The organism is Micromonospora sp. NPDC047557, from assembly GCF_043205095.1.
In the GTDB taxonomy this organism is placed as follows: domain Bacteria; phylum Actinomycetota; class Actinomycetes; order Mycobacteriales; family Micromonosporaceae; genus Micromonospora.
The window spans coordinates 269,163-292,301 of the sequence record NZ_JBIDDK010000002.1 but is presented as its reverse complement, the minus strand read 5'-3'; the positions used below and the strand labels follow the sequence as shown (position 1 = coordinate 292,301).

20 protein-coding genes are annotated in these 23,139 nt (G+C 72.1%); 12 read left to right on the top strand and 8 right to left on the bottom strand.

From position 1 onward, the window contains the following. Positions 1-279: 279 nt before the first annotated feature. From ACGGAQ_RS09055 to ACGGAQ_RS09040, 4 genes are all read left to right on the top strand, one after another. Entirely contained in the window at positions 280-1,200 is a 921-nt protein-coding gene (locus ACGGAQ_RS09055) for a proteasome assembly chaperone family protein (protein WP_234587836.1), read from the top strand. A gap of 37 nt (positions 1,201-1,237) precedes the next feature. Continuing rightward, a complete protein-coding gene (locus ACGGAQ_RS09050) occupies positions 1,238-2,035 on the top strand; it encodes an exodeoxyribonuclease III (protein WP_354858311.1) in 798 nt (265 codons plus the stop codon). 26 nt (positions 2,036-2,061) lie between these two features. Further along, the gene (locus tag ACGGAQ_RS09045; RefSeq protein ID WP_393046179.1) at positions 2,062-2,379 is read left to right on the top strand and encodes an antibiotic biosynthesis monooxygenase family protein; all 318 of its coding nucleotides are present in this window, start codon (positions 2,062-2,064) and stop codon (positions 2,377-2,379) included. Positions 2,380-2,451: 72 nt separating this feature from the next. Next, complete coding sequence (locus tag ACGGAQ_RS09040; RefSeq protein WP_393046177.1) at positions 2,452-3,327, top strand: alpha/beta fold hydrolase; 876 nt, start codon at positions 2,452-2,454, stop codon at positions 3,325-3,327. 20 nt (positions 3,328-3,347) lie between these two features. On the opposite strand, the gene ACGGAQ_RS09035 is transcribed toward ACGGAQ_RS09040, so the two are convergent. Continuing rightward, positions 3,348-4,013, bottom strand: a complete 666-nt coding sequence (locus ACGGAQ_RS09035) for a class F sortase (RefSeq protein ID WP_393046813.1) — start codon at positions 4,011-4,013, stop codon at positions 3,348-3,350. Between the two features lie 196 nt (positions 4,014-4,209). Next, positions 4,210-4,914 (bottom strand): hypothetical protein, encoded by a 705-nt coding sequence (locus ACGGAQ_RS09030; protein WP_393046811.1) that lies wholly within the window; start codon positions 4,912-4,914, stop codon positions 4,210-4,212. A gap of 130 nt (positions 4,915-5,044) precedes the next feature. On the opposite strand from ACGGAQ_RS09030, the gene trmB reads away from it, so the two are divergent. From trmB to ACGGAQ_RS09015, 3 genes are all read left to right on the top strand, one after another. Then, the gene (gene trmB, locus ACGGAQ_RS09025; protein ID WP_393046174.1) at positions 5,045-5,746 is read left to right on the top strand and encodes a tRNA (guanosine(46)-N7)-methyltransferase TrmB; all 702 of its coding nucleotides are present in this window, start codon (positions 5,045-5,047) and stop codon (positions 5,744-5,746) included. A gap of 76 nt (positions 5,747-5,822) precedes the next feature. Beyond that, positions 5,823-8,336 carry a DEAD/DEAH box helicase gene (locus tag ACGGAQ_RS09020; protein WP_393046171.1) on the top strand — a complete coding sequence of 838 codons (2,514 nt, stop codon included), beginning with the start codon at positions 5,823-5,825 and terminating at the stop codon, positions 8,334-8,336. A gap of 155 nt (positions 8,337-8,491) precedes the next feature. Then, positions 8,492-9,136, top strand: a complete 645-nt coding sequence (locus ACGGAQ_RS09015; RefSeq protein ID WP_393046169.1) for a hypothetical protein — start codon at positions 8,492-8,494, stop codon at positions 9,134-9,136. Positions 9,137-9,298: 162 nt separating this feature from the next. Here ACGGAQ_RS09015 and ACGGAQ_RS09010 read toward each other — a convergent pair whose 3' ends face one another. From ACGGAQ_RS09010 to ACGGAQ_RS08995, 4 genes are read right to left on the bottom strand one after another with little or no spacing between them, the layout of a single operon-like run. Next, the gene (locus ACGGAQ_RS09010; protein ID WP_393046166.1) at positions 9,299-10,246 is read right to left on the bottom strand and encodes an ABC transporter substrate-binding protein; all 948 of its coding nucleotides are present in this window, start codon (positions 10,244-10,246) and stop codon (positions 9,299-9,301) included. Further along, on the bottom strand, positions 10,246-11,199 hold the full coding sequence (locus ACGGAQ_RS09005) for an ABC transporter ATP-binding protein (RefSeq protein ID WP_393046163.1): 954 nt from the start codon (positions 11,197-11,199) through the stop codon (positions 10,246-10,248). Before ACGGAQ_RS09005 ends, ACGGAQ_RS09010 begins: the two co-directional genes overlap by 1 nt. A gap of 20 nt (positions 11,200-11,219) precedes the next feature. Next, positions 11,220-12,317 carry a FecCD family ABC transporter permease gene (locus ACGGAQ_RS09000; RefSeq protein ID WP_393046161.1) on the bottom strand — a complete coding sequence of 366 codons (1,098 nt, stop codon included), beginning with the start codon at positions 12,315-12,317 and terminating at the stop codon, positions 11,220-11,222. Then, positions 12,314-13,360 (bottom strand): FecCD family ABC transporter permease, encoded by a 1,047-nt coding sequence (locus ACGGAQ_RS08995; protein ID WP_393046158.1) that lies wholly within the window; start codon positions 13,358-13,360, stop codon positions 12,314-12,316. The genes ACGGAQ_RS09000 and ACGGAQ_RS08995 overlap by 4 nt, the downstream gene beginning before the upstream one ends. A 251-nt stretch (positions 13,361-13,611) precedes the next feature. Here ACGGAQ_RS08995 and ACGGAQ_RS08990 point away from each other — a divergent pair, with 251 nt between their 5' ends. Further along, complete coding sequence (locus tag ACGGAQ_RS08990; protein WP_393046155.1) at positions 13,612-13,971, top strand: YciI family protein; 360 nt, start codon at positions 13,612-13,614, stop codon at positions 13,969-13,971. A gap of 44 nt (positions 13,972-14,015) precedes the next feature. On the opposite strand, the gene ACGGAQ_RS08985 is transcribed toward ACGGAQ_RS08990, so the two are convergent. Next, positions 14,016-14,384: a cytidine deaminase gene (locus tag ACGGAQ_RS08985; protein WP_393046152.1), complete on the bottom strand. Its 369-nt coding sequence runs from the start codon at positions 14,382-14,384 to the stop codon at positions 14,016-14,018. A 119-nt stretch (positions 14,385-14,503) separates the two neighbouring features. Between ACGGAQ_RS08985 and hrpA the strand changes: the two genes are divergently transcribed. After that, the gene (gene hrpA, locus ACGGAQ_RS08980; RefSeq protein WP_393046150.1) at positions 14,504-18,562 is read left to right on the top strand and encodes an ATP-dependent RNA helicase HrpA; all 4,059 of its coding nucleotides are present in this window, start codon (positions 14,504-14,506) and stop codon (positions 18,560-18,562) included. 32 nt (positions 18,563-18,594) lie between these two features. Here the strand turns inward: hrpA and ACGGAQ_RS08975 are convergent, their stop codons facing one another. Then, positions 18,595-19,527 (bottom strand): LysR family transcriptional regulator, encoded by a 933-nt coding sequence (locus tag ACGGAQ_RS08975; protein WP_393046147.1) that lies wholly within the window; start codon positions 19,525-19,527, stop codon positions 18,595-18,597. A gap of 83 nt (positions 19,528-19,610) precedes the next feature. Between ACGGAQ_RS08975 and ACGGAQ_RS08970 the strand changes: the two genes are divergently transcribed. From ACGGAQ_RS08970 to ACGGAQ_RS08960, 3 genes are read left to right on the top strand one after another with little or no spacing between them, the layout of a single operon-like run. After that, positions 19,611-20,294: a succinate dehydrogenase cytochrome b subunit gene (locus ACGGAQ_RS08970; protein WP_354858344.1), complete on the top strand. Its 684-nt coding sequence runs from the start codon at positions 19,611-19,613 to the stop codon at positions 20,292-20,294. 1 nt (position 20,295) lies between these two features. Next, a complete protein-coding gene (locus ACGGAQ_RS08965; protein WP_393046143.1) occupies positions 20,296-22,233 on the top strand; it encodes a fumarate reductase/succinate dehydrogenase flavoprotein subunit in 1,938 nt (645 codons plus the stop codon). Continuing rightward, positions 22,230-22,994 carry a succinate dehydrogenase/fumarate reductase iron-sulfur subunit gene (locus ACGGAQ_RS08960; protein ID WP_393046141.1) on the top strand — a complete coding sequence of 255 codons (765 nt, stop codon included), beginning with the start codon at positions 22,230-22,232 and terminating at the stop codon, positions 22,992-22,994. The genes ACGGAQ_RS08965 and ACGGAQ_RS08960 overlap by 4 nt, the downstream gene beginning before the upstream one ends. The last annotated feature ends 145 nt before the right edge of the window (positions 22,995-23,139 follow it).

Here is a 23,139-nt window from a genome sequence, read left to right as displayed (position 1 = left end):
GTACCGGAGAAAACCGGCGCGGCACGTGGGCCGGCACGGACGGCGACAGGGAGGGACATCGGGCCGCGCGGACCGACATGATCGACAAACTCCGCCTTTGGGCCGAACCACCCATCGGCCGTTCGTCGTAATCGGGTAGTTCGTCCGATCACGCCCAGTCGGCGGGCGACGGATCGCCCGACGCAGGAATGCGCCAGGATGGCGGGTACGTTGCCCGAATCGGGTGCCGTCCACCGCGTCGGCATCCCGAGTTGGCACATTCCAGGGAGGTCCGCACCGGTGCTCGACCCACACGAGCTCTATCAGCTCACCGACGATCTGCCCGACCTCGGGCAACCGGTCCTGGTCCAGGCCCTGACCGGGTTCGTGGACGCCGGCAACGCCAGCCGGCTGGCCCGCGAGCAGCTGCTCACCTCGCTCGAGGGGCGGCCGATCGCCACCTTCGACGTGGACCAGCTCTTCGACTACCGCTCCCGGCGACCGGTGATGACCTTCGTCGAGGACCACTGGGAGAGCTTCGACGCCCCCAAGCTGGAGCTGCACCTACTCAACGACGACGACGAGACACCCTTCCTGCTGCTCACCGGCCCCGAGCCGGACCTGCAGTGGGAGCGGTTCACCGCCGCCGTCGCGGGGCTCGCCGCCCGCTTGGACGTACGGCTCACCGTCGGGCTCAACTCGATCCCGATGGCGGTGCCACACACCCGGCCGACCGGCGTGACCGCCCACGCCACCCGTCCGGAGTTGATCAGCGGGTACGAGCCCTGGCTGCAACGGGTCCAGGTGCCCGGCAGCGTCGGCCACCTGCTGGAGTTCCGCCTCGGCCAGCAGGGCCGCGACGCGCTCGGGTTCGCCGCGCACGTGCCGCACTACGTGGCGCAGACCGAGTACCCGGCCGCCGCCGAGGTGCTGCTGAGCGCGGTGTCGCGCAGCACGGGGCTGCTGCTGCCCGGCGATGGGCTGCGCTCGGCCGCCGAGGTGGTCCGGGTGGAGATCGACCGGCAGGTCGCCCAGACCGAGGACGCCGCCGCCCTGGTCCAGGCTCTTGAGGAGCAGTACGACGCGTTCGCCCGGGGTCGCGGCGAGCGGAACCTGCTCGCCCCCGACGCCGGTCCGCTGCCCACCGCCGACGAGCTCGGCGCGGAGCTGGAACGGTTCCTGGCCGAACAGACCCGTCCCGGCGACACCCCGGGCAGCTGACCCGGCGACACGGCACCGGATGCGGCAGGGTGGAGACATGCGCCTGGCGACCTGGAACGTGAACTCGGTGAAGGCCCGGCTGCCCCGGCTGCTGGAGTGGTTGGCCGGCACCGGGCCCGACGTCGTCTGCCTGCAGGAGACGAAGTGCCCGGACGGCGCCTTCCCGGTGGCCGAGGTGGGCGAGCTGGGCTACACCGTGGCCAGCCACAGCGACGGCCGCTGGAACGGGGTGGCGATCCTGTCCCGGGTCGGCCTGGACGACGTCCGCGTCGGCTTCGCGGGTGAGCCGGGCTTTCCCGCACCGGAGGCCCGGGCCATCTCCGCCACCTGCGGCGGGCTGCGGGTCTGGTCGGTGTACGTGCCCAACGGCCGGACGCCGGACGACCCGCACTACGCGTACAAGCTGGCCTGGTTCGCGGCGCTGCGCGACGCGTTGGAGGCGGAGCTAGCCGGCGGCCTGCCGCTGGCCGTCTGCGGCGACTTCAACGTCGCCCCGACCGATGCGGACGTCTGGGACCCGGCGGTCTTCACCCACTCGACGCACGTCACCCCGGCCGAGCGGGCCGCCCTGGCCGCGCTGCGCGACCTCGGGCTCAGCGACGTGGTGCCGACGCCGATGAAGGGTCCGCACCCCTTCACCTACTGGGACTACCGGGCGGGGATGTTCCACCAGAACAAGGGCATGCGGATCGACCTGGTGTACGCGTCGGCCCCGTTCACCCGGGCGGTCCGCTCGGCGTACGTGGACCGGGAGGCCCGCAAGGGCAAGGGCCCCTCCGATCACGCCCCGATCGTGGTCGACGCGGATCTGGTCCCCGCCGTCGAGGCGTTCTGAGCGCCGGCGCTGGCTAGGGTGGGCAGATGGCAGTCGTGAAGATCAACGCAATCGAGGTTCCGCCGGGCGCCGGCCCCGAGTTGGAGAAGCGGTTCGCGGCGCGGGCCGGCGCGGTGGAGAACTCCCCCGGATTCCTCGGCTTCGAACTGCTCCGGCCGGTGGCCGGCGAGACCCGCTACTTCGTCTACACGAGGTGGGAGAGCGAGGAGGCGTACCAGGCCTGGGCCTCCGGGCCGTCGCGCGAGGCCCACGCCGCCGCCCCCGGCGACAAGCCCCGCCCGCCGGTTTCCAGCGGCGCCAGCCTCCTGGAGTTCGAGGTGGCCCTGCACGTCCCCCAGACCTGACCACCCCTGCCGACGATCCCGGGCTCGACGGAACCCCGCCCGGGCGGTGACGTGCGCTGATAGCGTCCGGCCATGTTCGACGGGTTCGAAGAGTTCGACGTCGCCACGTCCGGCGCGACGATCCACGGACGCCGGGGCGGCAGCGGGCCGCCGGTGCTGCTCCTGCACGGCATCCCCGAGACGCACCTCATGTGGCACCGGGTGGCGCCCCGGCTCGCCGAGCACTTCACCGTCGTCGCCACGGATTTGCGGGGCTGGGGCGACAGCGGTACACCGCCGAGCACCGCCGACCATGAGCCGTACAGCATGCGCGCCATCGCCCGCGACCAGATCGAGGTGATGCGGAGCCTGGGTCATGACCGGTTCCACCTGGTCGGCCACGATCGCGGCGCCCGCTGTGCGTACCGTCTCGCGCTCGACGCGCCGGACGTCGTCACCCGGCTGGCCGTCATGGATGTCGTGCCGATCGGGGACGTCTACGACCGCGCCGACAAGGCGTTCAGCCTCTCCTACTGGGTCTGGTCCTTCCTTGCGGCACCGGCGCCGGTGCCCGAGCAGTTCATCGGCGCGGCGCCCGCGGTGCTCGTCGACTACATGCTCGACACCTGGCCCGAGGTGAAGGACGCCTTCCCGGCCGAGGTGCGGGCGGCGTACGTCAGGCAGTTCAGCGACCAGGCCAGGGTGCACGCGATCTGCGAGGAGTTCCGCGCGGCCGCGACGCTGGACTACCAGCAGGACGAGGCGGACCGCGGCAACCGAAAGATCACCTGCCCGCTGCTGTTCCTCTGGAGCCAGGAGGGTCAGGTCGCGAAGCTCTACGACGACCCGATGGCGATCTGGCGGGAGTGGGCCGACGACGTGCGCGGCGGCCCGGTGCCGGTCGGGCACTTCATCCCGGAAGAGGCCCCCGACGAGACCACCCGCCAGCTCCTGGACTTCCTGAGCTGACGCGGCCCGCCGGGCTCGGGTCAGGGCTTGCGGGACGACTGGAGGGTGGCGAAGGCGATCACGTTGTCGGCGTAGCCGGTGCGACCGCCGATGAACTGGCCACCGCAGGTGATCAGCCGCAGGCCGGCGGGGCCGTCGTGGCCGTAGATCCGCTCGGCGGGCAGCCGGTCCTTCGGGAAGTGCTCGACGGTGTCGACCTTGAACACCACCGTCGAACGGTCCGCCCGGGCCACCTCGATCAGGTCACCGGGCTTGAGCTTGCCCAGGTCGTAGAAGACCGACGGGCCGCTCTTGGTGTCCACGTGCCCCACGATGACCGCCGGACCGGGCTCGCCGGGCGTCGGCCCACGGTCGTACCAGCCGGTCTCGTTGTGCCGTTCCAGCGGCGGTACGGCGATCGTGCCGTCCCGCGCCTGCCCGACGGGCGCCACCGGCGCCTCCACCTTGATCGCCGGGACGGTGAGCCGCACCGGGCGACTGGCCGACAACCCGACCGTCTCGCTGCGGGCCGGGCCGTCACCGCCCGCCGGGACCCAGTCGAACGGGCCGACCGAGCGGCCCAGCCCCGCCCCGGTGGCGAAGACCCCCGCCAGCACCAGCACCACCGCCAACGGCACCGACCAGGGGCTACGGCCCGACGGACGGCTGCGCCGAGGAGCGACGGCGGTCGGCGGACGGGCGGCCACCGGTGGCCGGTCGGCGACCGGTGCCCGGTCGGCGGGGACCCGCGCATCGCGCACCGGCCGCGAGCCCGCCGCCGGACGCGAGCCAGCGGCCGGCTCTGCGTCGTTGGGCGACCACGAACCGGCGGGCGGGCGGGAACCCGTGGGCGGCCGGGAGCCGGCGGGCGGGGGCGTGGGGCGGAAGATCTCCATGGCGGGCTCAGCGGCGCGCGACGCCACGGACGGTACGCGGCCGACGCAGGGCCACCACGGCGAGGATCAGCCCGGTGATGGTCAACGCCGCACCGCCGGGCAGCAGCAGTCTGCCGCTCATCCCCCCGGCGCTGCCACCGAAGCCGGTGGCCGGGCCTCGACTGGGGTGGGGGGATGGCACCTTCTTGACCACCTGGAGCATTGTCGACGCGGTCTCGCCGCCGCGGCACTCCAACTTGACCCGGTAGTTGCCGGGGCGGGTGCGCTCGCGCACCATCGGCGCGGCGGTGAGCACGCCGCGCTGCGGTTGCACACCGACCGCGCCGAACGCGTCGGAGATGACGGTGGCGCCGACCGAGTTGTCCCGACAGCTGGCCCGGATGCCGACCAGGTAGCCGGGCTGCACCGTGCTGGGGCTCACCTCGACGAAGACGTCCACCGCAGGAGTGGGCTGATGTGCGCCTCCGGGTTGACCCCCGGGCTGCGGCGCGACGAGCACGAGCGGTCGGGCGAGGGGCACGAGACCAGCGGAGACGGGCGCACCAGGCACGGCGGCGAAGGAGACGAGGGCAGCCGACGCGGCGAGCGCCGACGGGGCGGCCACGGGACCGCCAGCAGCGGGTGCGGCGTGTGCGGGGAGGGCGGCCAGCAGGGGGCCGGCGAGCACGGTCGCCAGCGACAAAGTCGCGCCGCCGCGGGTCACTGCCACGATGCCCCCTCTCGACGCCGTAGGACCGCGCCGGGCAGCGGACCGCCCGGCCTGCCGTACCAGATCGATCCTCTCATTACCTGTCGCACATCACATCCGATCCGCGGACGACGTCGCGTACGCTCGGATCGCTGTGACCACCACCGACCCTGACCCCGCCACCGTCCCGCCTGCGGGCCGGACGATCCGCACCTTCCACCCCCGTCGGGGCCGGATGAGCGGCCGCCAGACCGACGCGCTGGAGCGGCTCTGGTCGTCCTACGGCCGGGACGTGTCGGGCGAGCCCGTCGACCTGACCGCCCTGTTCGGTCGCCGGGCCCCGGTGGTGCTGGAGATCGGCTCGGGCATGGGCGACAGCACCGCCGCGATGGCCGCCGCCGACCCGGATCGAGATTATCTGGCGGTCGAGGTGCACACGCCGGGAATCGCGAACCTTCTCGACCTGGTGGACCGCGGTGACCTCAGCAACGTACGGGTGGCCCAGGGCGATGCGTTGGAGCTGGTCAGCGGCCTGCCGGAGGGCGTCCTCGACGCCGTACACATCTTCTTTCCCGACCCCTGGCCGAAGGCTCGCCACCACAAGCGGCGGATCATCCAGCCGGCGCACGTGGCGCTGCTGCGCTCCCGGCTGGTCCCGGGCGGGACGCTGCACTGCGCGACCGACTGGGCCGAGTACGCCGAGGCGATGCGGGAGACCCTGGACGCGGACCCGGAGCTGGTCGACGCGTACGGCGGCTTCGCGCCGCGTCCGGCGCACCGCCCGGTGACGAAGTTCGAACGGCGGGCGATCATCGCCGGGCGGCCGGTGGCCGACCTGATCTACCGCCGACGGTGACGAGCCGGCCCGGACGGGTGCCCGGCGGAGGTCGGGTTGGCGCGCGGGGGCATGATCCAGGCACCATGGACGGGATATGACGCTCACCGCCGCGCTGCCGACAAGCGCCGACCCCGACACCCTCTTCGACGCGTTCGCCACTTGGGCGAAGGAGCGCGGCCTCGACCTCTATCCCCATCAGGAGGAGGCGGTCATCGAGATCGTCTCCGGCGCCAACCTGATCATGAACACGCCCACCGGCTCGGGCAAGAGCCTGGTGGCCATCGCCGCGCACTTCGCGGCCCTCGCGGACAGCCGGACGACCTTCTACACCGCGCCGATCAAGGCCCTGGTGTCGGAGAAGTTCTTCGCGCTCTGCGAGGTCTTCGGCGCCGAGAACGTCGGCATGCTCACCGGCGACGCGAGCGTCAACGCCGACGCCCCGATCATCTGCTGCACGGCGGAGATCCTGGCCAACCTCGCGCTGCGCGAGGGCGCCAAGGCCGACGTCGGCCAGGTGATCATGGATGAGTTCCACTTCTACGCCGAGCCGGATCGGGGCTGGGCCTGGCAGGTGCCGATCATCGAGCTGCCGCAGGCGCAGTTCGTCCTGATGTCCGCCACCCTGGGGGACACCACCCGCTTCGTCGACGATTTGACCCGCCGCACCGGGCGGCCGACCGCCGTCGTGCGCTCGGCGGAGCGGCCCGTCCCGCTGATCTTCTCGTACGCGATGACCCCGCTGCACGAGACGCTCGAGGAACTGCTGGAGACCAAGCAGGCCCCGGTGTACGTCGTGCACTTCACCCAGGCCGCCGCGCTGGAACGCGCCCAGGCGCTGATGAGCGTGAACGTCTGCACCCGCGCCGAGAAGGACATGATCGCTCAGGCGATCGGCGGCTTCCGGTTCACCTCCGGCTTTGGCAAGACGCTGTCCCGGTTGGTCCGGCACGGCATCGGCGTGCACCACGCCGGCATGCTGCCCAAGTACCGCCGGCTCGTGGAGACCCTCGCGCAGGCCGGCCTGCTCAAGGTCATCTGCGGCACCGACACCCTCGGCGTCGGCATCAACGTGCCGATCCGCACCGTGCTGTTCACCGGCCTGTCCAAGTACGACGGGGTGCGGACCCGGCTGCTCAAGAACCGCGAGTTCCACCAGATCGCCGGGCGGGCCGGCCGGGCCGGCTACGACACCATCGGTCGGGTCGTGGTGCAGGCCCCCGAGCACGTCATCGACAACGAGAAGGCGCTCGCCAAGGCCGGCGACGACCCGAAGAAGCGCCGCAAGGTGGTCCGCAAGAAGCCGCCGGAGGGCTCGATCGGCTGGGGCCAGCCCACCTTCGACCGGCTGGTCGACGCCGAGCCGGAGCCGCTGACCTCCAGTTTCCAGGTCAGCCACTCGATGCTGCTCAACGTCATCGGCCGACCCGGGGACGCCTTCACGGCGATGCGGCACCTGCTCACCGACAACCACGAGGAGCCGGCCGCCCAGCGCCGACACATCCGCCGGGCCATCGCCATCTACCGGGCCCTGCGCGCCGGCGGGGTGGTCGAGGAGCTGCCCGAGCCCGACGAGACGGGCCGACGGATTCGCCTCACCGTCGACCTCCAGCTCGACTTCGCCCTCAACCAGCCGCTCTCGCCCCTCGCCCTGGCCACGATCGAACTGCTCGACGCCGAGTCCCCGTCGTACGCGCTCGACGTGCTGAGCGTGATCGAGTCGATCCTCGACGACCCCCGGCAGATCCTGTCCGCGCAGCAGTTCAAGGCCCGCGGCGAGGCCGTCGCCGCGATGAAGGCCGAGGGCATCGAGTACGAGGCCCGCCTCGAACTGCTCGACGAGGTGACCCACCCGAAGCCCCTGGCGGAGCTGCTGGAGGCCGCGTACGAGATGTACCGGCAGGGCCACCCGTGGGTCGCCGACCACCAGCTCTCCCCCAAGGCCGTCGTCCGGGACATGTACGAGCGGGCCATGACCTTCACCGAGTACGTGCAGTTCTACGGGCTGACCCGCTCGGAGGGCCTGGTCCTGCGCTATCTGGCCGACGCGTACAAGACGCTGCGCCAGACCGTGCCCGAGGACGCCAAGACCGAGGAGCTGATCGACCTCATCGAGTGGCTCGGCGAGCTGGTCCGCCAGGTCGACTCCAGCCTCATCGACGAGTGGGAGCGGCTGCGCAACCCGTCCGACGTGGCCGAGGTCGCCCAGGCGCACGCCTCCCTGACCGACCGGCCACCCGCAGTGACCCGCAACGCGCGCGCGTTTCGGGTGCTGGTGCGCAACGCGCTGTTCCGCCGCGTCGAGCTGGCCGCGCTGCGCCGCTGGGACCTGCTGGCCGAGCTGGACGCCGAGAACGGCTGGGACTACGACGCGTGGGCCGACGCCCTCGCGCCGTACTTCGAGGCGTACGACTCGATCGGCGTCGGGCCGGACGCCCGCGGCCCGGCGCTGCTGATGATCGAGCAGGGCCGGGAACGGTGGACGGTCCGGCAGATCTTCGACGACCCGGACGGCGACCACGACTGGGGCATCAGCGCGGAGATCGACCTGGCCGCCTCGGACGAGGTCGGGGCGGCGGTCGTCCGGATCACGGACGTCGGCCAGCTCTAGCCACCGTCTCGACAGGGGGTCGTCCGCGCGCCGGGCGGCCCCCTTTGTCGCGTCTTCCGCACCCTCGTTTTCGCTGGGCGATGTCAGAGGTGTCGATTAGAATGTATGTACTAATCGAGTTCCTGACCTGCAGGATTACGACTGGGAGGACGCCCGTGACCGCGCCCGCCTCCACGCCCCTCACGCCCTACGCCACACTGCTCGGTTTCACCCGCTACGTCGACCGCACCGGCCCCACCAAGGCGACCTTCGTCGGCGGGCTGCGCAAGCAGCGCGCCAGCCGGTCCGGCTTCAACCCGCACGGCCAGTTCGTCAAGGCGCTCAAGGCCGACATCGCCTTCCACACCGGCGGCACCCACCTGACCGGGGTGGTCGACGTGGTCAAGCCGCGGTGGCGCCCGCTCTACCAGGCGCTGGTGCCCGGTGCCACGGCCTGGCTGCACTCCCTCGGCGACCCGGCCGCCGTCGACCTCGCCCAGACCCGCGACGCCCTGGCCATGCTGGGCGACCTACCCGTCAAGATCAACCCCCACTTCGGGGTACGCCACGCCGACGGCCACGCCGACGCGGTCCGCCTGCACTTCGACGAGGCCCCGCCGAGCGAGGAGTCGGTGCTCGCCACCCTGCACCTGATGGCCCGTCACATGGACGCGGTCCTCCCGCACGCCGAGCCCGTCCTGGTCGACATCCGGCGCGGTCAGGCCCACCGCATGCCCTCCGACGCCAAGCCCGAGCAGATCGAACGCTGGCTGGCCGGCGAAGCCGCCGCCTTCCGCGCCATCTGGTCCACCGCCGCCTAACAACCCACCCCCGCCGCGTCCGCCTCCCAGACCCCACATTCACCAAGATCCGCGCAACTTCAGGGATCCTGCTGCCTCGCGAGCTGGTGAGGCAGCAGTTTCCCCGAAACTGCGCGGATCTTGGGGCCGCGATCGCGTGGGTGCCCGCGGCTGGGGGCAGGGTCAGGCGGCGGGGAGGTACTTGGCCAGGTCGTCGAGGATCTTGTTGGCGGCGCCCACGCCGATGCCGGTCATCCACACCTCGTCGGAGACCGGGTACGCCTTGCCGGCCTTGACCGCGCCCAGGCCCTTCCACAGAGTGCCGCCCGCCACCTTGGCCTGCTCGGCGGCGGCCTTGTCGCCGTACGCGGTCACGAAGATGACGTCGCCGTCGACCTCGTTGATCCGCTCGGGGCTGACCAGGTCGAAGCGCTTGTCCTCCTTGTTGGCGAGCAACTGCCGCTCGGGGCGGCCCAGGCCGGCGTCACCGATGACGATGCCGGAGAAGGAGTCCGGGCCGTACACCCGGATGTTGCCCGGGATGAACCGCACGATCGACACCTTGCGGGCGGCGGGGTCGCCGAGGGTGGCGCCGAAGTCCTTGGCCCGCTTCTCGTACGCGCCGAGCAGGTCCTTGGCCTGCTGCTCGCGGCCGAGCGCCTTGCCGTCGAGGAGGAAGTTGTCCTTCCAGGTGATGCCCACCTTGTCGGTGAACACGGTGGGCGCGATGGCGGCCAGCTCGTCGTAGAACTTCTCCTGGCGGAACTTGCTGCCGAGGATGAGGTCCGGCTTGAGTGCGTTGATCGCCTCCAGGTCGGGCTCGGTGAGCACCCCGACCTCCTTGATGCCAGCGAGCTTGTCCGCGCCGAAGTACGTCGGCCAGCTCTTCGCCTCACCGGCGGTGGCCGCGCCGACGGGGGTGATGCCCAGCGAGAGCGCCGTGTCGATCTTGTCGGTGTCGAGCACGACGACGCGCTTGGGGTCGGCCGGGACCTTGGTGGTGCCCATGGCGTGGGTGATCTCCCGGGTCTCCCCGGTAGCGGAGCCGGCGACCGGGTCGCTCTCACCGCAGGCGGTGAGGCCGGCCCCGAGGGCGACGGCCGCGGCGAGAGCGGCGACGAGACGACGCATCAGAGTCCTTTCGAGGGGTACGTGCCGGCGAGCGGGGTCGCCGCGTCGCCGGTGGCGGGTCGGGCGTCCGGGACGGACGCCGTCGACGAATCGGGGTGGCCCGCGTCAGCGGACGGGACAACCGAGTCGCCTGCGTCAGCGGACGGGGCACCAGGGCCCGACGGCCGGGCGGCGGGGCCGCCGGTGTGCGCGGGCACCACGAGCGGCGCTCCGGTCACCGGGCAGGGCACGACGACGCAGGCCAGCCCGAAGACGTCCCGGACCAGGTCCGCGGTGAGGATCTCCCGGGGCGGCCCGGCGGCCACCACCGCGCCGGCGCGCATCGCGATGAGGTGGTCGGCGTAGCGGGCGGCCTGGTTGAGGTCGTGCAGCACGGCGACCACGGTGCGGCCGCGCTCGACGCGCAACCGGTGCAGCAGGTCCAGCACCTCCACCTGGTGGGCCAGGTCGAGGAAGGTGGTCGGTTCGTCAAGCAGCAGGGCGTCGGTGTCCTGCGCCAGGGTCATGGCGATCCACACGCGTTGCCGCTGGCCGCCGGAGAGGCTGTCCACCGGGCGGTCGGCCAGGTCGGCCACGTCCGCCATGGTCATCGCCTCGTCCACCGCCGCGCCGTCCTCCGACGACCACTGCCGCCACCACCGCTGGTACGGCTGTCGGCCGCGCCCGACCAGGTCGGCCACGGTGACGCCCTCGGGCACCAGCGGGCTCTGCGGCAGGACGCCGAGCCGGCGGGCCACGTCGCGGGTGGGCAGGTCACGGACGGCGGTGCCGTCCAGCAGGACGGTGCCGCGTCGCGGGGTGAGCAGCCGGGCCATCGTGCGCAGCAGGGTGGACTTGCCGCAGGCGTTGGGGCCGACGATGACGGTGAACGCGTCGGTCGGCAGGTCCAGGGTGAGCCCGTCGAGCACGGTCCTCTCGTCGTAGCCGACGACCAGGTCGCGGGTGGAGAGCATCACACGACTCCTTGAGGGCGTCACGACGACCGCCGCCGTCCACGAAGCAACAGGAAGATCAGGTACGGGCCGCCGATCGCGGCGGTCAGCACACCGGCCGGCAGTTGGGTGGGTGCGAACAGCCGCCGGCCGGCCAGGTCGGCCAGCACCAGCAGCAGCGCGCCGAGCAGCGCGGCGCAGACCAGCGGGGGCCGTTCGGCGCGGACCAGCCGGCGGGCCAGTTGAGGTGCGACAAGCGCCACGAAGTCGACGGCGCCGACCTGGGCGGTGACCATCGCGGCGACGAGCACGCCGGTGCCGGCGAGCCCGATCCGGCGGGCCACCGGACGCAGCCCGACGCCGCGCGCCGTGTCGTCGTCCAGGGCGGTGCTGTTCAGTGCCCAGCCGGCCCAGGCCAGCACCGGCAGGAGCACCAGCAGGGTGCCGGCGATCCAGGCGGCCTCGGTCCAGCCCTTGCCGGCGAGGGTGCCGATCAGCCAGATCTGCGCCCGCAGGCCGTCGATCGGGTCGGCGGTGAGCATGACCACCTCGGTGAGCGCCCGGAAGGCGAACGCGACCGCCACGCCGGCGAGGACGAACCGCTGCGCGGCCAGTCCGTGTCGGGCGCCGAGGGCGAACAGCAGCACCGCCGCCAGCAGGCCGCCGACCAGCGCGCTCGGCGCCACCAGCACCGCCGCCGCACCGCTGGTCAGCGCCACGGTCGCGGCGAGGCCGGCGCCCTGGGTGACGCCGATGACGTCCGGGCTCGCGAGGGGGTTGCGCGCCACGCTCTGGATCAACGTGCCGGCCACGCCGAAGGCCGCCCCGGCCACCGCGGCCAGCACGATCCGGGGCAACCGCAGACCAAAGACAACCAGGTCGTACGGCGTGCCGGCGCCGGAGAGCGCGCGCAGCACGTCGGCCGGGGCGACGTACGGGGTGCCGACGGAGAGGCTGAGCAGCATCGCGAGCAGGAGCAGCACGGTCAGCACGGCGGCGACCAGCACCGCCCGGCGGCGGATCTGCAGGCTGACCGGGCCGACCCGCAGCAGCGACCGCCCCGGCAGTCGTGCGGAGCCGCCACCGGCCGAGGCGGCGGGGCCGGCCGGGCCGGGGACCGGGCGCTGGGTGGTCGTCACGCGGTCACCACCCGGGCGCGGCGGACCAGCACGGCCAGCAGCGGCGCGCCGATCAGGGCGGTGATGATCCCGGCCGGTATCTCGCCGGGCGGGGCGACGAGCCGGCCGACGACGTCGGCGCCGAGCAGCAGCGCGGGCCCGAGCAGGGCGGAGACGGCGAGGGTCCAGCGGTGGTCCGCGCCGACCAGGGCGCGGGCCAGGTGCGGTACGGCCAGCCCGACGAAGGCGACCGGTCCGGCGGCGGCCACCGCGGCGCCGGTCAGCAGCACCGCGGCGAGGCCACCGGTGAGGCGGACCAGCCCGATGCGGTGGCCCAGGCCGCGGGCCACGTCGTCGCCGAGAGCCAGCGCGTCCAGGCCCCGGGCCACCAGCGTCGCCAGCAGCAGCCCGACGAGGACGAACGGCAGCACCTGGGCGGTGACGCCGAGATCCCGGCCGGCCAACCCGCCGACGACCCAGAACCGGTACTCCTCGAAGGTGCGGGCGTCGATGCTGAGCAGCGCGTACACCCCGGAGGCGAGGCTGGCGTCGAGCGCCGCGCCGACCAGCGCGAGGGTGACCGGGCTCGCGCCCTCGCGGGCCCGGCTGGCGATGGCGAAGACCAGCAGCCCGGCGACGAGTGCCCCGGCGATGCCGAACCAGACGTAGCCGGCGAGTGTGCCGACGCCGAAGACGGAGATGGCGAGCACCACGCCGAACGACGCGCCGGCGCTGATGCCGAGGATGCGGGGCTCGGCGAGGGGGTTGCGAGTGAGCGCCTGGAACAGCACCCCGGCCACGGCGAGCGCGAGCCCGACAGCGAGGCCCAGGGCGGTACGCGGCATGCGCAGTTCCCGGACGATCGTGCTCGCGTCGCTGCCGTCCGGCGCGACGAGGGCGTGCCAGACCGCGTCGACACCGAGTGGCCGGCTGCCCAGCGCGAAGCTAGCCAGCACGGCGAGCAGCAGCACCAATGCCGCCCCGACGGTGACGGCCACCCGTCGGCCGGTACGGGCACCGGACCGGTTGCGGGCCGGCGTCGGCCGGTCGACGAGGGTGGTCACGAGTCTCCTGCACGTTCGAGCTTAGGTTCGCCTAACCTTAGCCGACCTGCAGAAAGTGACCTAACCGGCACCGGTCGATACCGACGCGGCCTCCGGTTCGCCCGGTGCGCTCCCATCCCCGGCCGCCGCGGCGCCGCCCGGCAGCACGTCCAGGGGCCGCCCATCTTGTGCGGACGGGAACAAGTGCGACAGAGCACCTATGGCATCCGCAAGAGGGACATCCCGCCTCGATCGGGCCATAGGGTATGACCATGCGATTCGACCAGCACACGGTCGTCCTGCTGGTCCGGCCGTCGGATCCGCCGGACCTGCCACCGGAGGCGCTCGACCGGGTGCAGAGCGCCCATCTGGCCCACCAGGCGGGGTTCGTGGAGCAGGGGCTGGTGCTGGCGGCCGGGCCGTTCCTGGACGCCGACGACGGTCAGCTGCGGGGCTTCGTCGTGTTCTCGATTTCCCCGGATGAGGTACGCGCGCTCTACGCCGACGATCCGGCCGTCCGCGCGGGCCTGCTCGTCCCACGGGTGACGAGTTGGATGGTGCCGGAGGGCAACGTGCGGTTCGAGAGCGTGCCGATGCCCCGGTCGATGCTGGAGGCGGCCTCCGGCGACTGAGGCCAGCCGAGCAGGCTCGACGGTAGGCGGCAGCCCTTCGACGGTCAGCCGAGCAGGCCCTCGATCGGGACCACCCGCAGGTCGTCCCCTTCGCCGACGATCACCCGCAGCGACGGAAAGTAGGCGCCGAGCACCTGGCCGCACCTGCCGCACGGCTCGACGACCGCGCGCCCCCGGTCGGTGACCGTGACGATCGTCTCCAACTCGGTCACGCCCTGCGTGGCGGCGGTGCCGATCACGACCAGTTCCGCGCAGATGTCCCCGCTGTCGTGTTGGACGTTCACGCCGGAGAACACCCGCCCGTCGGCGGTCCGGGCGGCCGACGCGCCGGTATGGCGCTGGCTGCGGCACCGCAGCTTGGCGACCGCCGTGGCGGCCTGCACCAACGCCCGGTCGGTGTCCCGCAGCTCCATCCCGGCCCCCCAGCGCTCGACGTCGGCGCAACTCTAGACGGCCGGTCCCGCGCTGCCGCACCCCTCGCGCGGTAACCCAGGGGCGATCCGCCGCCGCGCTGCCTATCCTTGGGCACGACATGCAGAATCCAGCCGCCTCCGCCGCGACCGATACCGTCCGCGAGCTGCACCGCCGCCTCACTCCCCTGATGTTCCGCGACCAGCGCCGGCTCCAGCGGCGCCTCGACGGTGCCCGCAAGCTGCGCGACCCGCAGCGCCGGGAGGCGGCGCTCACCGAGATCACCGCCGACCTGATCCGGGCCGAGCAGCGGCTCGCCGCCCGCCGGGCGGCGGTGCCGGTGATCACGTACCCGGCCGGATTGCCGGTCAGTGAGCGCAAGGACGACATCGCCGCCGCGATCCGCGATCACCAGGTGGTGATCGTGGCGGGCGAGACCGGCTCCGGCAAGACCACCCAGATCCCGAAGATCTGTCTGGAGCTGGGGCGCGGGGTGCACGGCCTGATCGGGCACACCCAGCCCCGGCGGTTGGCCGCCCGGACGGTGGCCGACCGCATCGCCGATGAGCTGGGCACCGAGCTGGGCGACGTGGTCGGCTACAAGGTGCGCTTCACCGACCAGGTCAGCGAGCGCAGCCTGGTGAAGCTGATGACCGACGGCATCCTGCTGGCCGAGTTGCAGACCGACCGGATGCTGCGCCAGTACGACACGTTGATCATCGACGAGGCGCACGAGCGCAGCCTCAACATCGACTTCATCCTCGGGTACCTGCGGGAGCTGCTGCCCCGGCGTCCCGACCTCAAGGTGATCATCACCTCGGCGACCATCGAGACCGACCGCTTCGCCCGGCACTTCGCCGGCCCGCCCACGGCCGACGAGCCGCAGGGCGTGCCCGCGCCGGTGGTCGAGGTCTCCGGGCGCACCTACCCGGTGGAGGTGCGCTACCGGCCCCTCCTCGAGCTGGCCGAAGGCGAGGACGACGGCGACGAGGAGAACGTCCGCGACCAGATCCAGGCGATCGGTGACGCCGTCGAGGAGTTGGCCGCCGAGGGCCCGGGCGACATCCTCGTCTTCCTCAGCGGCGAGCGGGAGATCCGCGACACCGCCGACGCGCTGAGCAAGCTGGTGCAGAAAAAGCGCTCGCTGCTCGGCACGGAGATCCTGCCCCTGTACGCGCGGCTCTCCAGCGCCGAGCAGCACCGGGTCTTCGCCGCGCACAGCTCGCGCCGGGTGGTGCTCGCCACCAACGTCGCGGAGACCTCGCTGACCGTGCCCGGGATCAAGTACGTGGTCGATCCGGGCACCGCCCGGATCTCCCGCTACTCCAGTCGGCTCAAGGTGCAGCGGCTGCCGATCGAACCGGTCTCGCAGGCGTCGGCCAACCAGCGCAAGGGCCGCTGCGGCCGGACGTCCGACGGCATCTGCATCCGCCTCTACGACGAGCAGGACTTCCTGTCCCGGCCCGAGTTCACCGACCCGGAGATCCTGCGCACCAACCTGGCGTCGGTCATCCTCCAGATGACCGCGATCGGGCTCGGCGACCTGGCCGCGTTCCCGTTCATCGACCCGCCGGACAAGCGCAACATCACCGACGGCGTCAACCTGCTGCACGAGCTGGGCGCGCTGGACCCGACCGAGGCCGACCCGGCGAAGCGGCTCACCGCGCTGGGCCGGCGGCTGGCCCAGCTGCCGGTCGACCCCCGCCTGGCCCGGATGGTGGTCGAGGGCGAACGCAACGGTTGCGCCACCGAGGTGCTGGTGGTCGCCGCCGCGCTCTCCATTCAGGACCCGCGCGAACGGCCGGCCGAGAAGCAGGCCCAGGCCGACCAGGCGCACGCCCGGTTCGCCGACAAGGAGTCGGACTTCGTCGCGTACCTCAACCTGTGGCGCTACCTGCGCGAGCAGCAGCGGGAGCTGTCCTCCAGCGCGTTCCGCCGGATGTGCAAGGCGGAGTACCTGAACTACCTGCGGATCCGCGAGTGGCAGGACATCGTCAGCCAGTTGCGCCAGGTGCTGCGTACCCCGGCGGAGAGCGACCGGCGGGGTGGGCGGCCGGCGCGCGACACCTCGGACGACGCGGACGCCGGCCGGGGCCGGCGCGGTGGCGCGGACCTGCCGGAGGAGATCGACACCCCGAAGGTGCACCAGTCGCTGCTGCCGGGCCTGCTGTCGCACATCGGCCTCAAGGACGCCCAGAAGCACGAGTACCTGGGCGCGCGGGGCGCGAAGTTCGCGCTCTTCCCCGGGTCGGCGTTGTTCAAGAAGCCGCCGCGCTGGGTGATGGCCGCCGAGCTGGTGGAGACCTCCCGGCTCTGGGGCCGCATCGCCGGCCGGATCGAGCCGGAGTGGGTCGAGCCGCTCGCGCAGCACCTGGTCAAGCGCAGCTACAGCGAGCCGCACTGGGAGAAGAAGCAGGCCGCGGTGATGGCCTACGAGAAGGTCACCCTGTACGGCATTCCCCTGGTCACCTCCCGCAAGGTCAACTTCGGGCGGATCGACCCGGCGCTGAGTCGGGAGCTGTTCATCCGGCACGCCCTCGTCGAGGGCGACTGGCAGACCCACCATCGGTTCTGGGCGGACAACAAGCGCCTGCTCGCCGAGATCGAGGAGCTGGAGAGCCGGGCGCGACGCCGGGACATCCTGGTCGACGACGAGACCATCTTCGGCTTCTACGACCAGCGGATCCCCGCCGACGTGGTCTCCGGCCGGCACTTCGACACCTGGTGGAAGAACACCCGCCGGGACCAGCCCGAACTGCTCACCTTCACCCGCGACGTGCTGGTCAACGACGGCCGGGCCGGGGTGGACGAGAGCGACTACCCCGACGAGTGGCAGGCCGACGGTGTGAGTCTGCCGCTGACCTACCGCTTCGAGCCGGGCACGCCGACCGACGGCGTCACCGTGGACATCCCGCTGCCGCTGCTCAACCAGGTGCCGGCCGAGAGCTTCGACTGGCAGGTGCCGGGGCTGCGCGAGGAGACGGTGATCGCGCTGATCCGCTCGCTGCCCAAGGCGATCCGCCGCAACTTCGTGCCGGTGCCGGACTACGCGCGGGCCGCGCTCGCCGCGATCACACCCGGCGAGGAGCCGTTGCTGGACGCGCTCACCCGCCAACTGCGGCGGATGACCGGCGTCACCGTGCCCCGCGACGCCTGGGAGCCGGGCAAGCTGCCCGCTCACCTGCGGGTCACCTTCCGGGTGCTCGACGCCGACGAGAAGCCGGTCGCCGAGGGCAAGGACCTGCCGGCCCTGCAACGTCAACTGCGCCAGGAGGTACGCCAGGTGGTGGCGGCCGCCGCGCCGGAGGTGGCCCGGACGGGGCTGCGCGAGTGGAGCATCGGCACCCTGCCTCGGACCATCGAGCAGGTGCGCGCCGGCTACGCGGTGACCGCGTACCCGGCGCTGGTCGACGAGGGCGCCACGGTCGGGGTGAAGGTGTTCGACTCCCCCGCCGAGGCGGAGGCGGCGCACTGGGCGGGCACCCGCCGGTTGCTGCGGCTCACCGTCCCGTCCCCGGCCCGCTTCCTCCAGGGCCGACTCAGCAACGAGGCGAAGCTGGCGCTGAGTCGCAACCCGCATGGCGGCGTGCAGGAGCTGATCGAGGACGCGGCGGGCGCGGCCATCGACCGGCTGATCGGCGATGCCGGTGGGCCGGCGTGGGACGCCGAGGGGTTCGCGGCGCTGCGCGAGAGGGTCCGCGCCGACCTGGTCGACACCGTCGTCGAGGTGATGGACCGGGTCCGCCGGGTCCTCGCCGCCACGTACGCCGTCGAACAGCGGCTCGGCGCCACCCGCAACCTCGCCGTGGTGGCCGCGCTCGCCGACATCCGCAAGCAGCTCGCCGGGCTGGTGCACGCCGGTTTCATCACCGAGACCGGGTACGCCCGCCTGCCCGACCTGCTGCGCTACCTGACCGCCATCGAGCGCCGGCTGGACCGCCTGGGCGGCAACCCCCAGCGGGACCGGCAGCAGCAGGACCGGATCGCGGTGGTGCAGAAGGAGTACGACGACCTGCTCGCCAACCTGCCCCCGGCCCGCCGGCAGGAGGCGGCCGTCCGGCAGATCCGCTGGATGATCGAGGAGTTGCGGGTGAACGTCTTCGCGCAGGCGCTGGGCACCCCGTACCCCGTCTCCGAGCAGCGGATCTACCGGGCGATGGACGACGCCGAGGGCCGCTGACCCGACCGGCCGGTCTGGCCCGGTCGGGCCGGTCACGTCAGGGGCTCGACACCGGGCGGCAGCTCGCCCCGGTCGATCGCCGACTGGATGTAGTCGAGCAGGATCCGCCGCAGTTCCCGACCCGCGTGGGTCGGCACGATGTCGCGGCGGCGGGCCACCGCGATGGTCCGCCGCACCCCGGGCGGAGCGAGGGGCGTGATCCGCACCCCGGGGCGGCGGGCCAGCACGATGCCCGGCACCAGCGCGATGCCCAGCCCCGCCTCGACGAAGCTGAGCACCGCGTCCATCTCACCGCCGTCCACCGCGAAGCTCGGTTCGAAGCCCGCCTCGCGACACGCCTGGATGGTGGCGTCGCGCAGGTCGTAGCCCTCCCGGAACATCACCATCGGCTGGTCGCGCAGGTCGGTGATGCGCAGCTCGCCGGTCGGCGACGCGGTGGGCACCTCCCCCAACGAGGCCACCACCAGGCTCTCCCGCAGGATCGGGTCGACCCGCAGGCCCGGGTCCGCGCCCTGGGCCGGCATGATGATCAGGGCCAGGTCGAGGTCACCGCGGAGCAGGTTCCGGACGAGATCCTGCGAGCCACCCTCCTCGACGCGCAGGTCGACGGTGGGATGCGCGTCGCGGAACCGGCGCAGCACCGGCGGGGCGAGCGAGGTGGCGAGGCTCGGGGTCGCGCCGAGCCGGACGCGACCCCGCCGGAGCCCGACCAGCTCCTGCACCTCCCGGGTCGCGGTCTCCACGTCGGCGAGGATCCGGGTCGCCAGCGGCAGCAGCACCTCGCCCGCCGCGGTGAGCGCGATGTTGCCCCTTACCCGCTCGAACAGCGGTGCCCCGAGGTCGGTCTCCAGAGCGTGAATTTGCTTACTGAGAGAAGGCTGAGTGATGCCGACGATGTCGGCGGCTTGGGTGAAATGTCGTACTTCGGCCACCGCAACGAAGTACCGGAGCTGATGGAGCTGCATCTACATAGCCTAAGGCTATTAACACTACGAGTTTGATGCATTGGACGACTGATCGAAGTGCTCCTAGCGTCGGTCCCGTGGTAATGACGAAAACTCGGTCGCCCATTCGCTCGAACGTCGGCCTCAAGGCCGTCATGGCGGTGACGGGCATCCTGCTGGTGCTGTTCCTGATCGCGCACATGCTCGGGAACCTGAAGGTGTTCACGGGGGAGACCTCGTTCGACCACTACGCGCACTGGCTGCGTGACATCGGCAAGCCGCTGCTGCCCGGTGTCTGGTTCCTGTGGATCCTGCGCACCGTCCTCGTGGTGGCCGTCGTCGCCCACATCTGGGCCGCCACCGTGCTGGCGTTGCGCGCCCGCGCCGCCCGCCCGGTCAAGTACGCCCACCGCAAGAAGGTCCGGGGCAGCTACGCGGCCCGCACCATGCGCTGGGGTGGCGTGATCATCCTGCTGTTCGTGATCTACCACCTCCTGGACCTGACCACCGGCACGCTCAACCCGGTCGGGAACGAGGGCAAGCCCTACGGCAACGTGGTCGCCGACTTCGCGCCGGAGCGCTGGTACGTCACGCTCTTCTACACCCTGGCGATCGTCACGCTCGGCTTCCACCTGCGCCACGGCGCGTTCAGCGCGTTCCGCAGCCTCGGCCAGCAGACGCCCCGGGGCGAGCGTCGGGCGCGCAATGCCGCGCTCGTCTTCGCCGTGGTGCTCTGCGCCGGATACCTGGTGGTCCCGTTCGCCGTTCTCACCGGATTGGTGTCCTGACATGGAACTCTTCACCGAGGGCGACCCGATCGCCGACACGAAGGCTCCCGCCGGCCCGATCGAGAAGCGCTGGGAGACCCGGCGCTTCGAGGCCAAGCTGGTCAACCCGGCCAACCGCCGCAAGATGACCGTGATCGTGGTCGGCACCGGCCTGGCCGGCGGTTCGGCCGCGGCGACGCTGGCCGAGCAGGGCTACCACGTGAAGTCCTACTGCTACCAGGACAGCCCGCGCCGGGCGCACTCGATCGCCGCGCAGGGCGGCATCAACGCCGCGAAGAACTACCGCAACGACGGCGACTCGGTGCACCGGCTGTTCTACGACACCGTCAAGGGCGGCGACTTCCGCTCCCGGGAGTCGAACGTGCACCGCCTCGCCGAGGTGTCGGTCAACATCATCGACCAGTGCGTCGCCCAGGGCGTGCCGTTCGCCCGCGAGTACGGCGGCCTGCTGGACACCCGCTCGTTCGGTGGCGCCCAGGTGCAGCGCACCTTCTACGCCCGGGGTCAGACGGGCCAGCAGCTGCTGCTCGGCGCGTACCAGGCCCTGGAGCGGCAAATCGGCCTGGGCAACGTCGAGATGAACGCCCGGCACGAGATGCTGGAGCTGGTCATCGTCGACGGCAAGGCCCGCGGCATCGTCGTCCGCGACCTGGTCACCGGCGAGATCAGCACCGAGATGGCCGACGCGGTCGTGCTCGCCTCCGGCGGCTACGGCAACGTCTTCTACCTCTCCACCAACGCCAAGGGCTGCAACGTCACCGCCACCTGGCGGGCACACCGCAAGGGCGCGTACTTCGCCAACCCCTGCTACACGCAGATCCACCCGACCTGCATCCCCGTCTCCGGCGACCACCAGTCGAAGCTGACGCTGATGAGCGAGTCGCTGCGCAACGACGGCCGGGTCTGGGTGCCGAAGACCAAGGGCGACGACCGCAACCCGCGCGACATTCCGGAGGACGAGCGGGACTACTACCTGGAGCGGATCTACCCCTCCTTCGGCAACCTGGTCCCCCGCGACATCGCCTCCCGCGCCGCGAAGAACGTGTGCGACGAAGGTCGGGGCGTGGGGCCGACCAAGCTCGGCGTCTACCTCGACTTCGCCGACGCGATCGGCCGGCTGGGCCGCAAGGCCATCGAGGCCAAGTACGGCAACCTCTTCGAGATGTACGAGCGGATCACCGGCGAGGACCCGTACGAGGTGCCGATGCGGATCTACCCCGCCGTGCACTACACGATGGGCGGCCTGTGGGTCGACTACGACCTCCAGTCGAGCATCCCGGGCCTGTTCGTGATCGGCGAGGCGAACTTCTCCGACCACGGCGCGAACCGCCTCGGCGCCTCGGCGCTGATGCAGGGCCTGGCCGACGGCTACTTCGTGCTGCCCACCACGATCGCCAACTACCTGGCCTCGGGCCCGCTGGAGAAGGTCGACGCCAGCCACCCGGCGGCGGTCGAGGCGCGTACCGACGTCGAGGACCGGATCCAGCGGCTGCTGGCGGTCAACGGGGACCGGACCGTGGACTCCTTCCACCGTGAGCTGGGCCAGATCATGTGGGAGCACTGCGGCATGGAGCGCAGTGAGGCCGGGCTGCGCAAGGCGATCGGCGAGATCCGCGACCTGCGCGACGCGTTCTGGCAGCGGGTCAAGGTGTCCGGCACGGGCGAGGAGCTGAACCAGTCGCTGGAGAAGGCCGGCCGGGTGGCCGACTTCTTCGAGCTGGCCGAGCTGATGTGCATCGACGCCCTGCACCGCGAGGAGTCCTGCGGAGGGCACTTCCGGGCCGAGCACCAGACCCCCGACGGTGAGGCGCAGCGCGACGACGACCGGTTCGCGTACGTGGCGGCCTGGGAGTTCACCGCCACCGGTGAGCCCTCGGTCCTGCACAAGGAAGACCTGAAGTTCGAATACGTCCACCCCACGCAGCGGAGCTACAAGTGAACCTGACCCTGCGCATCTGGCGCCAGAAGGGCCCTGAGGACAAGGGTCGGATGGTGACCTACCCGGTCAACGACGTGTCCCCGGACATGTCGTTCCTGGAGATGCTCGACGTACTCAACGAGCGGCTGATCCTCGACGGCGAGGACCCGGTGGCGTTCGACCACGACTGCCGCGAAGGCATCTGCGGCATGTGCGGCCTGATGATCAATGGTGACGCGCACGGGCCGCAGCGCGGCACCACCGCCTGCCAGCTGCACATGCGGCAGTTCACCGACGGCGAGACGATCGACATCGAGCCGTGGCGGGCCAGCGCCTTCCCGGTCATCAAGGACCTGGTGGTCAACCGGAGCGCCTTCGACGACATCATCGCTGCCGGTGGCTACATCACCGCGCCGACCGGCAGCGCGCCCGAGGCGCACTCCACCCCGGTCGCCAAGGCCAACGCGGACGCAGCCTTCGAGTCGGCGGCCTGCATCGGCTGCGGCGCGTGCGTGGCGGCCTGCCCGAACGGCTCCGGCATGCTCTTCACCGCCGCCAAGCTCACCCAGCTCTCGCTGCTGCCGCAGGGCCAGCCGGAGCGCTATACCCGGGTGATCGGCATGGTCGACGCGCACGACGAGGCCGGTTTCGGCGGCTGCACCAACGCCGGCGAGTGCACGGTGGCCTGCCCGAAGGGCATCCCGCTGAACACCATCGGCCGGCTCAACCGCGACTACCTCGCGGCCACCACGAAGGGCGCCGGCAACACCCCCGGCTCCTGACCCGCCGCCCCGGCCACCCCGGCCCATTCTGGCCACTCCTGACCGCCGTGCTCCCGACCCTCGGGGCACGGCGGTCAGGCGTTCGGGGGGCACCCGCCGAACGCAGCGACCACCCCAGTCCGACTCCGCCCCCTACCCCAGGGCC

What these genes read in the sequence shown, in the direction of transcription:
- ACGGAQ_RS09050 (WP_354858311.1), top strand. Translation starts at nt 1,238, where the DNA reads ATGCGCCTGGCGACCTGGAACGTGAACTCGGTGAAGGCCCGGCTGCCC.
- ACGGAQ_RS09045 (WP_393046179.1), top strand. Translation starts at nt 2,062, where the DNA reads ATGGCAGTCGTGAAGATCAACGCAATCGAGGTTCCGCCGGGCGCCGGC.
- ACGGAQ_RS09040 (WP_393046177.1), top strand. Translation starts at nt 2,452, where the DNA reads ATGTTCGACGGGTTCGAAGAGTTCGACGTCGCCACGTCCGGCGCGACG.
- ACGGAQ_RS09020 (WP_393046171.1), top strand. Translation starts at nt 5,823, where the DNA reads ATGACGCTCACCGCCGCGCTGCCGACAAGCGCCGACCCCGACACCCTC.
- ACGGAQ_RS09010 (WP_393046166.1), bottom strand. Translation starts at nt 10,246, where the DNA reads ATGCGTCGTCTCGTCGCCGCTCTCGCCGCGGCCGTCGCCCTCGGGGCC.
- ACGGAQ_RS09005 (WP_393046163.1), bottom strand. Translation starts at nt 11,199, where the DNA reads ATGCTCTCCACCCGCGACCTGGTCGTCGGCTACGACGAGAGGACCGTG.
- ACGGAQ_RS08990 (WP_393046155.1), top strand. Translation starts at nt 13,612, where the DNA reads ATGCGATTCGACCAGCACACGGTCGTCCTGCTGGTCCGGCCGTCGGAT.
- ACGGAQ_RS08985 (WP_393046152.1), bottom strand. Translation starts at nt 14,384, where the DNA reads ATGGAGCTGCGGGACACCGACCGGGCGTTGGTGCAGGCCGCCACGGCG.
- hrpA (WP_393046150.1), top strand. Translation starts at nt 14,504, where the DNA reads ATGCAGAATCCAGCCGCCTCCGCCGCGACCGATACCGTCCGCGAGCTG.
- ACGGAQ_RS08975 (WP_393046147.1), bottom strand. Translation starts at nt 19,527, where the DNA reads ATGCAGCTCCATCAGCTCCGGTACTTCGTTGCGGTGGCCGAAGTACGA.
- ACGGAQ_RS08970 (WP_354858344.1), top strand. Translation starts at nt 19,611, where the DNA reads ATGACGAAAACTCGGTCGCCCATTCGCTCGAACGTCGGCCTCAAGGCC.
- ACGGAQ_RS08965 (WP_393046143.1), top strand. Translation starts at nt 20,296, where the DNA reads ATGGAACTCTTCACCGAGGGCGACCCGATCGCCGACACGAAGGCTCCC.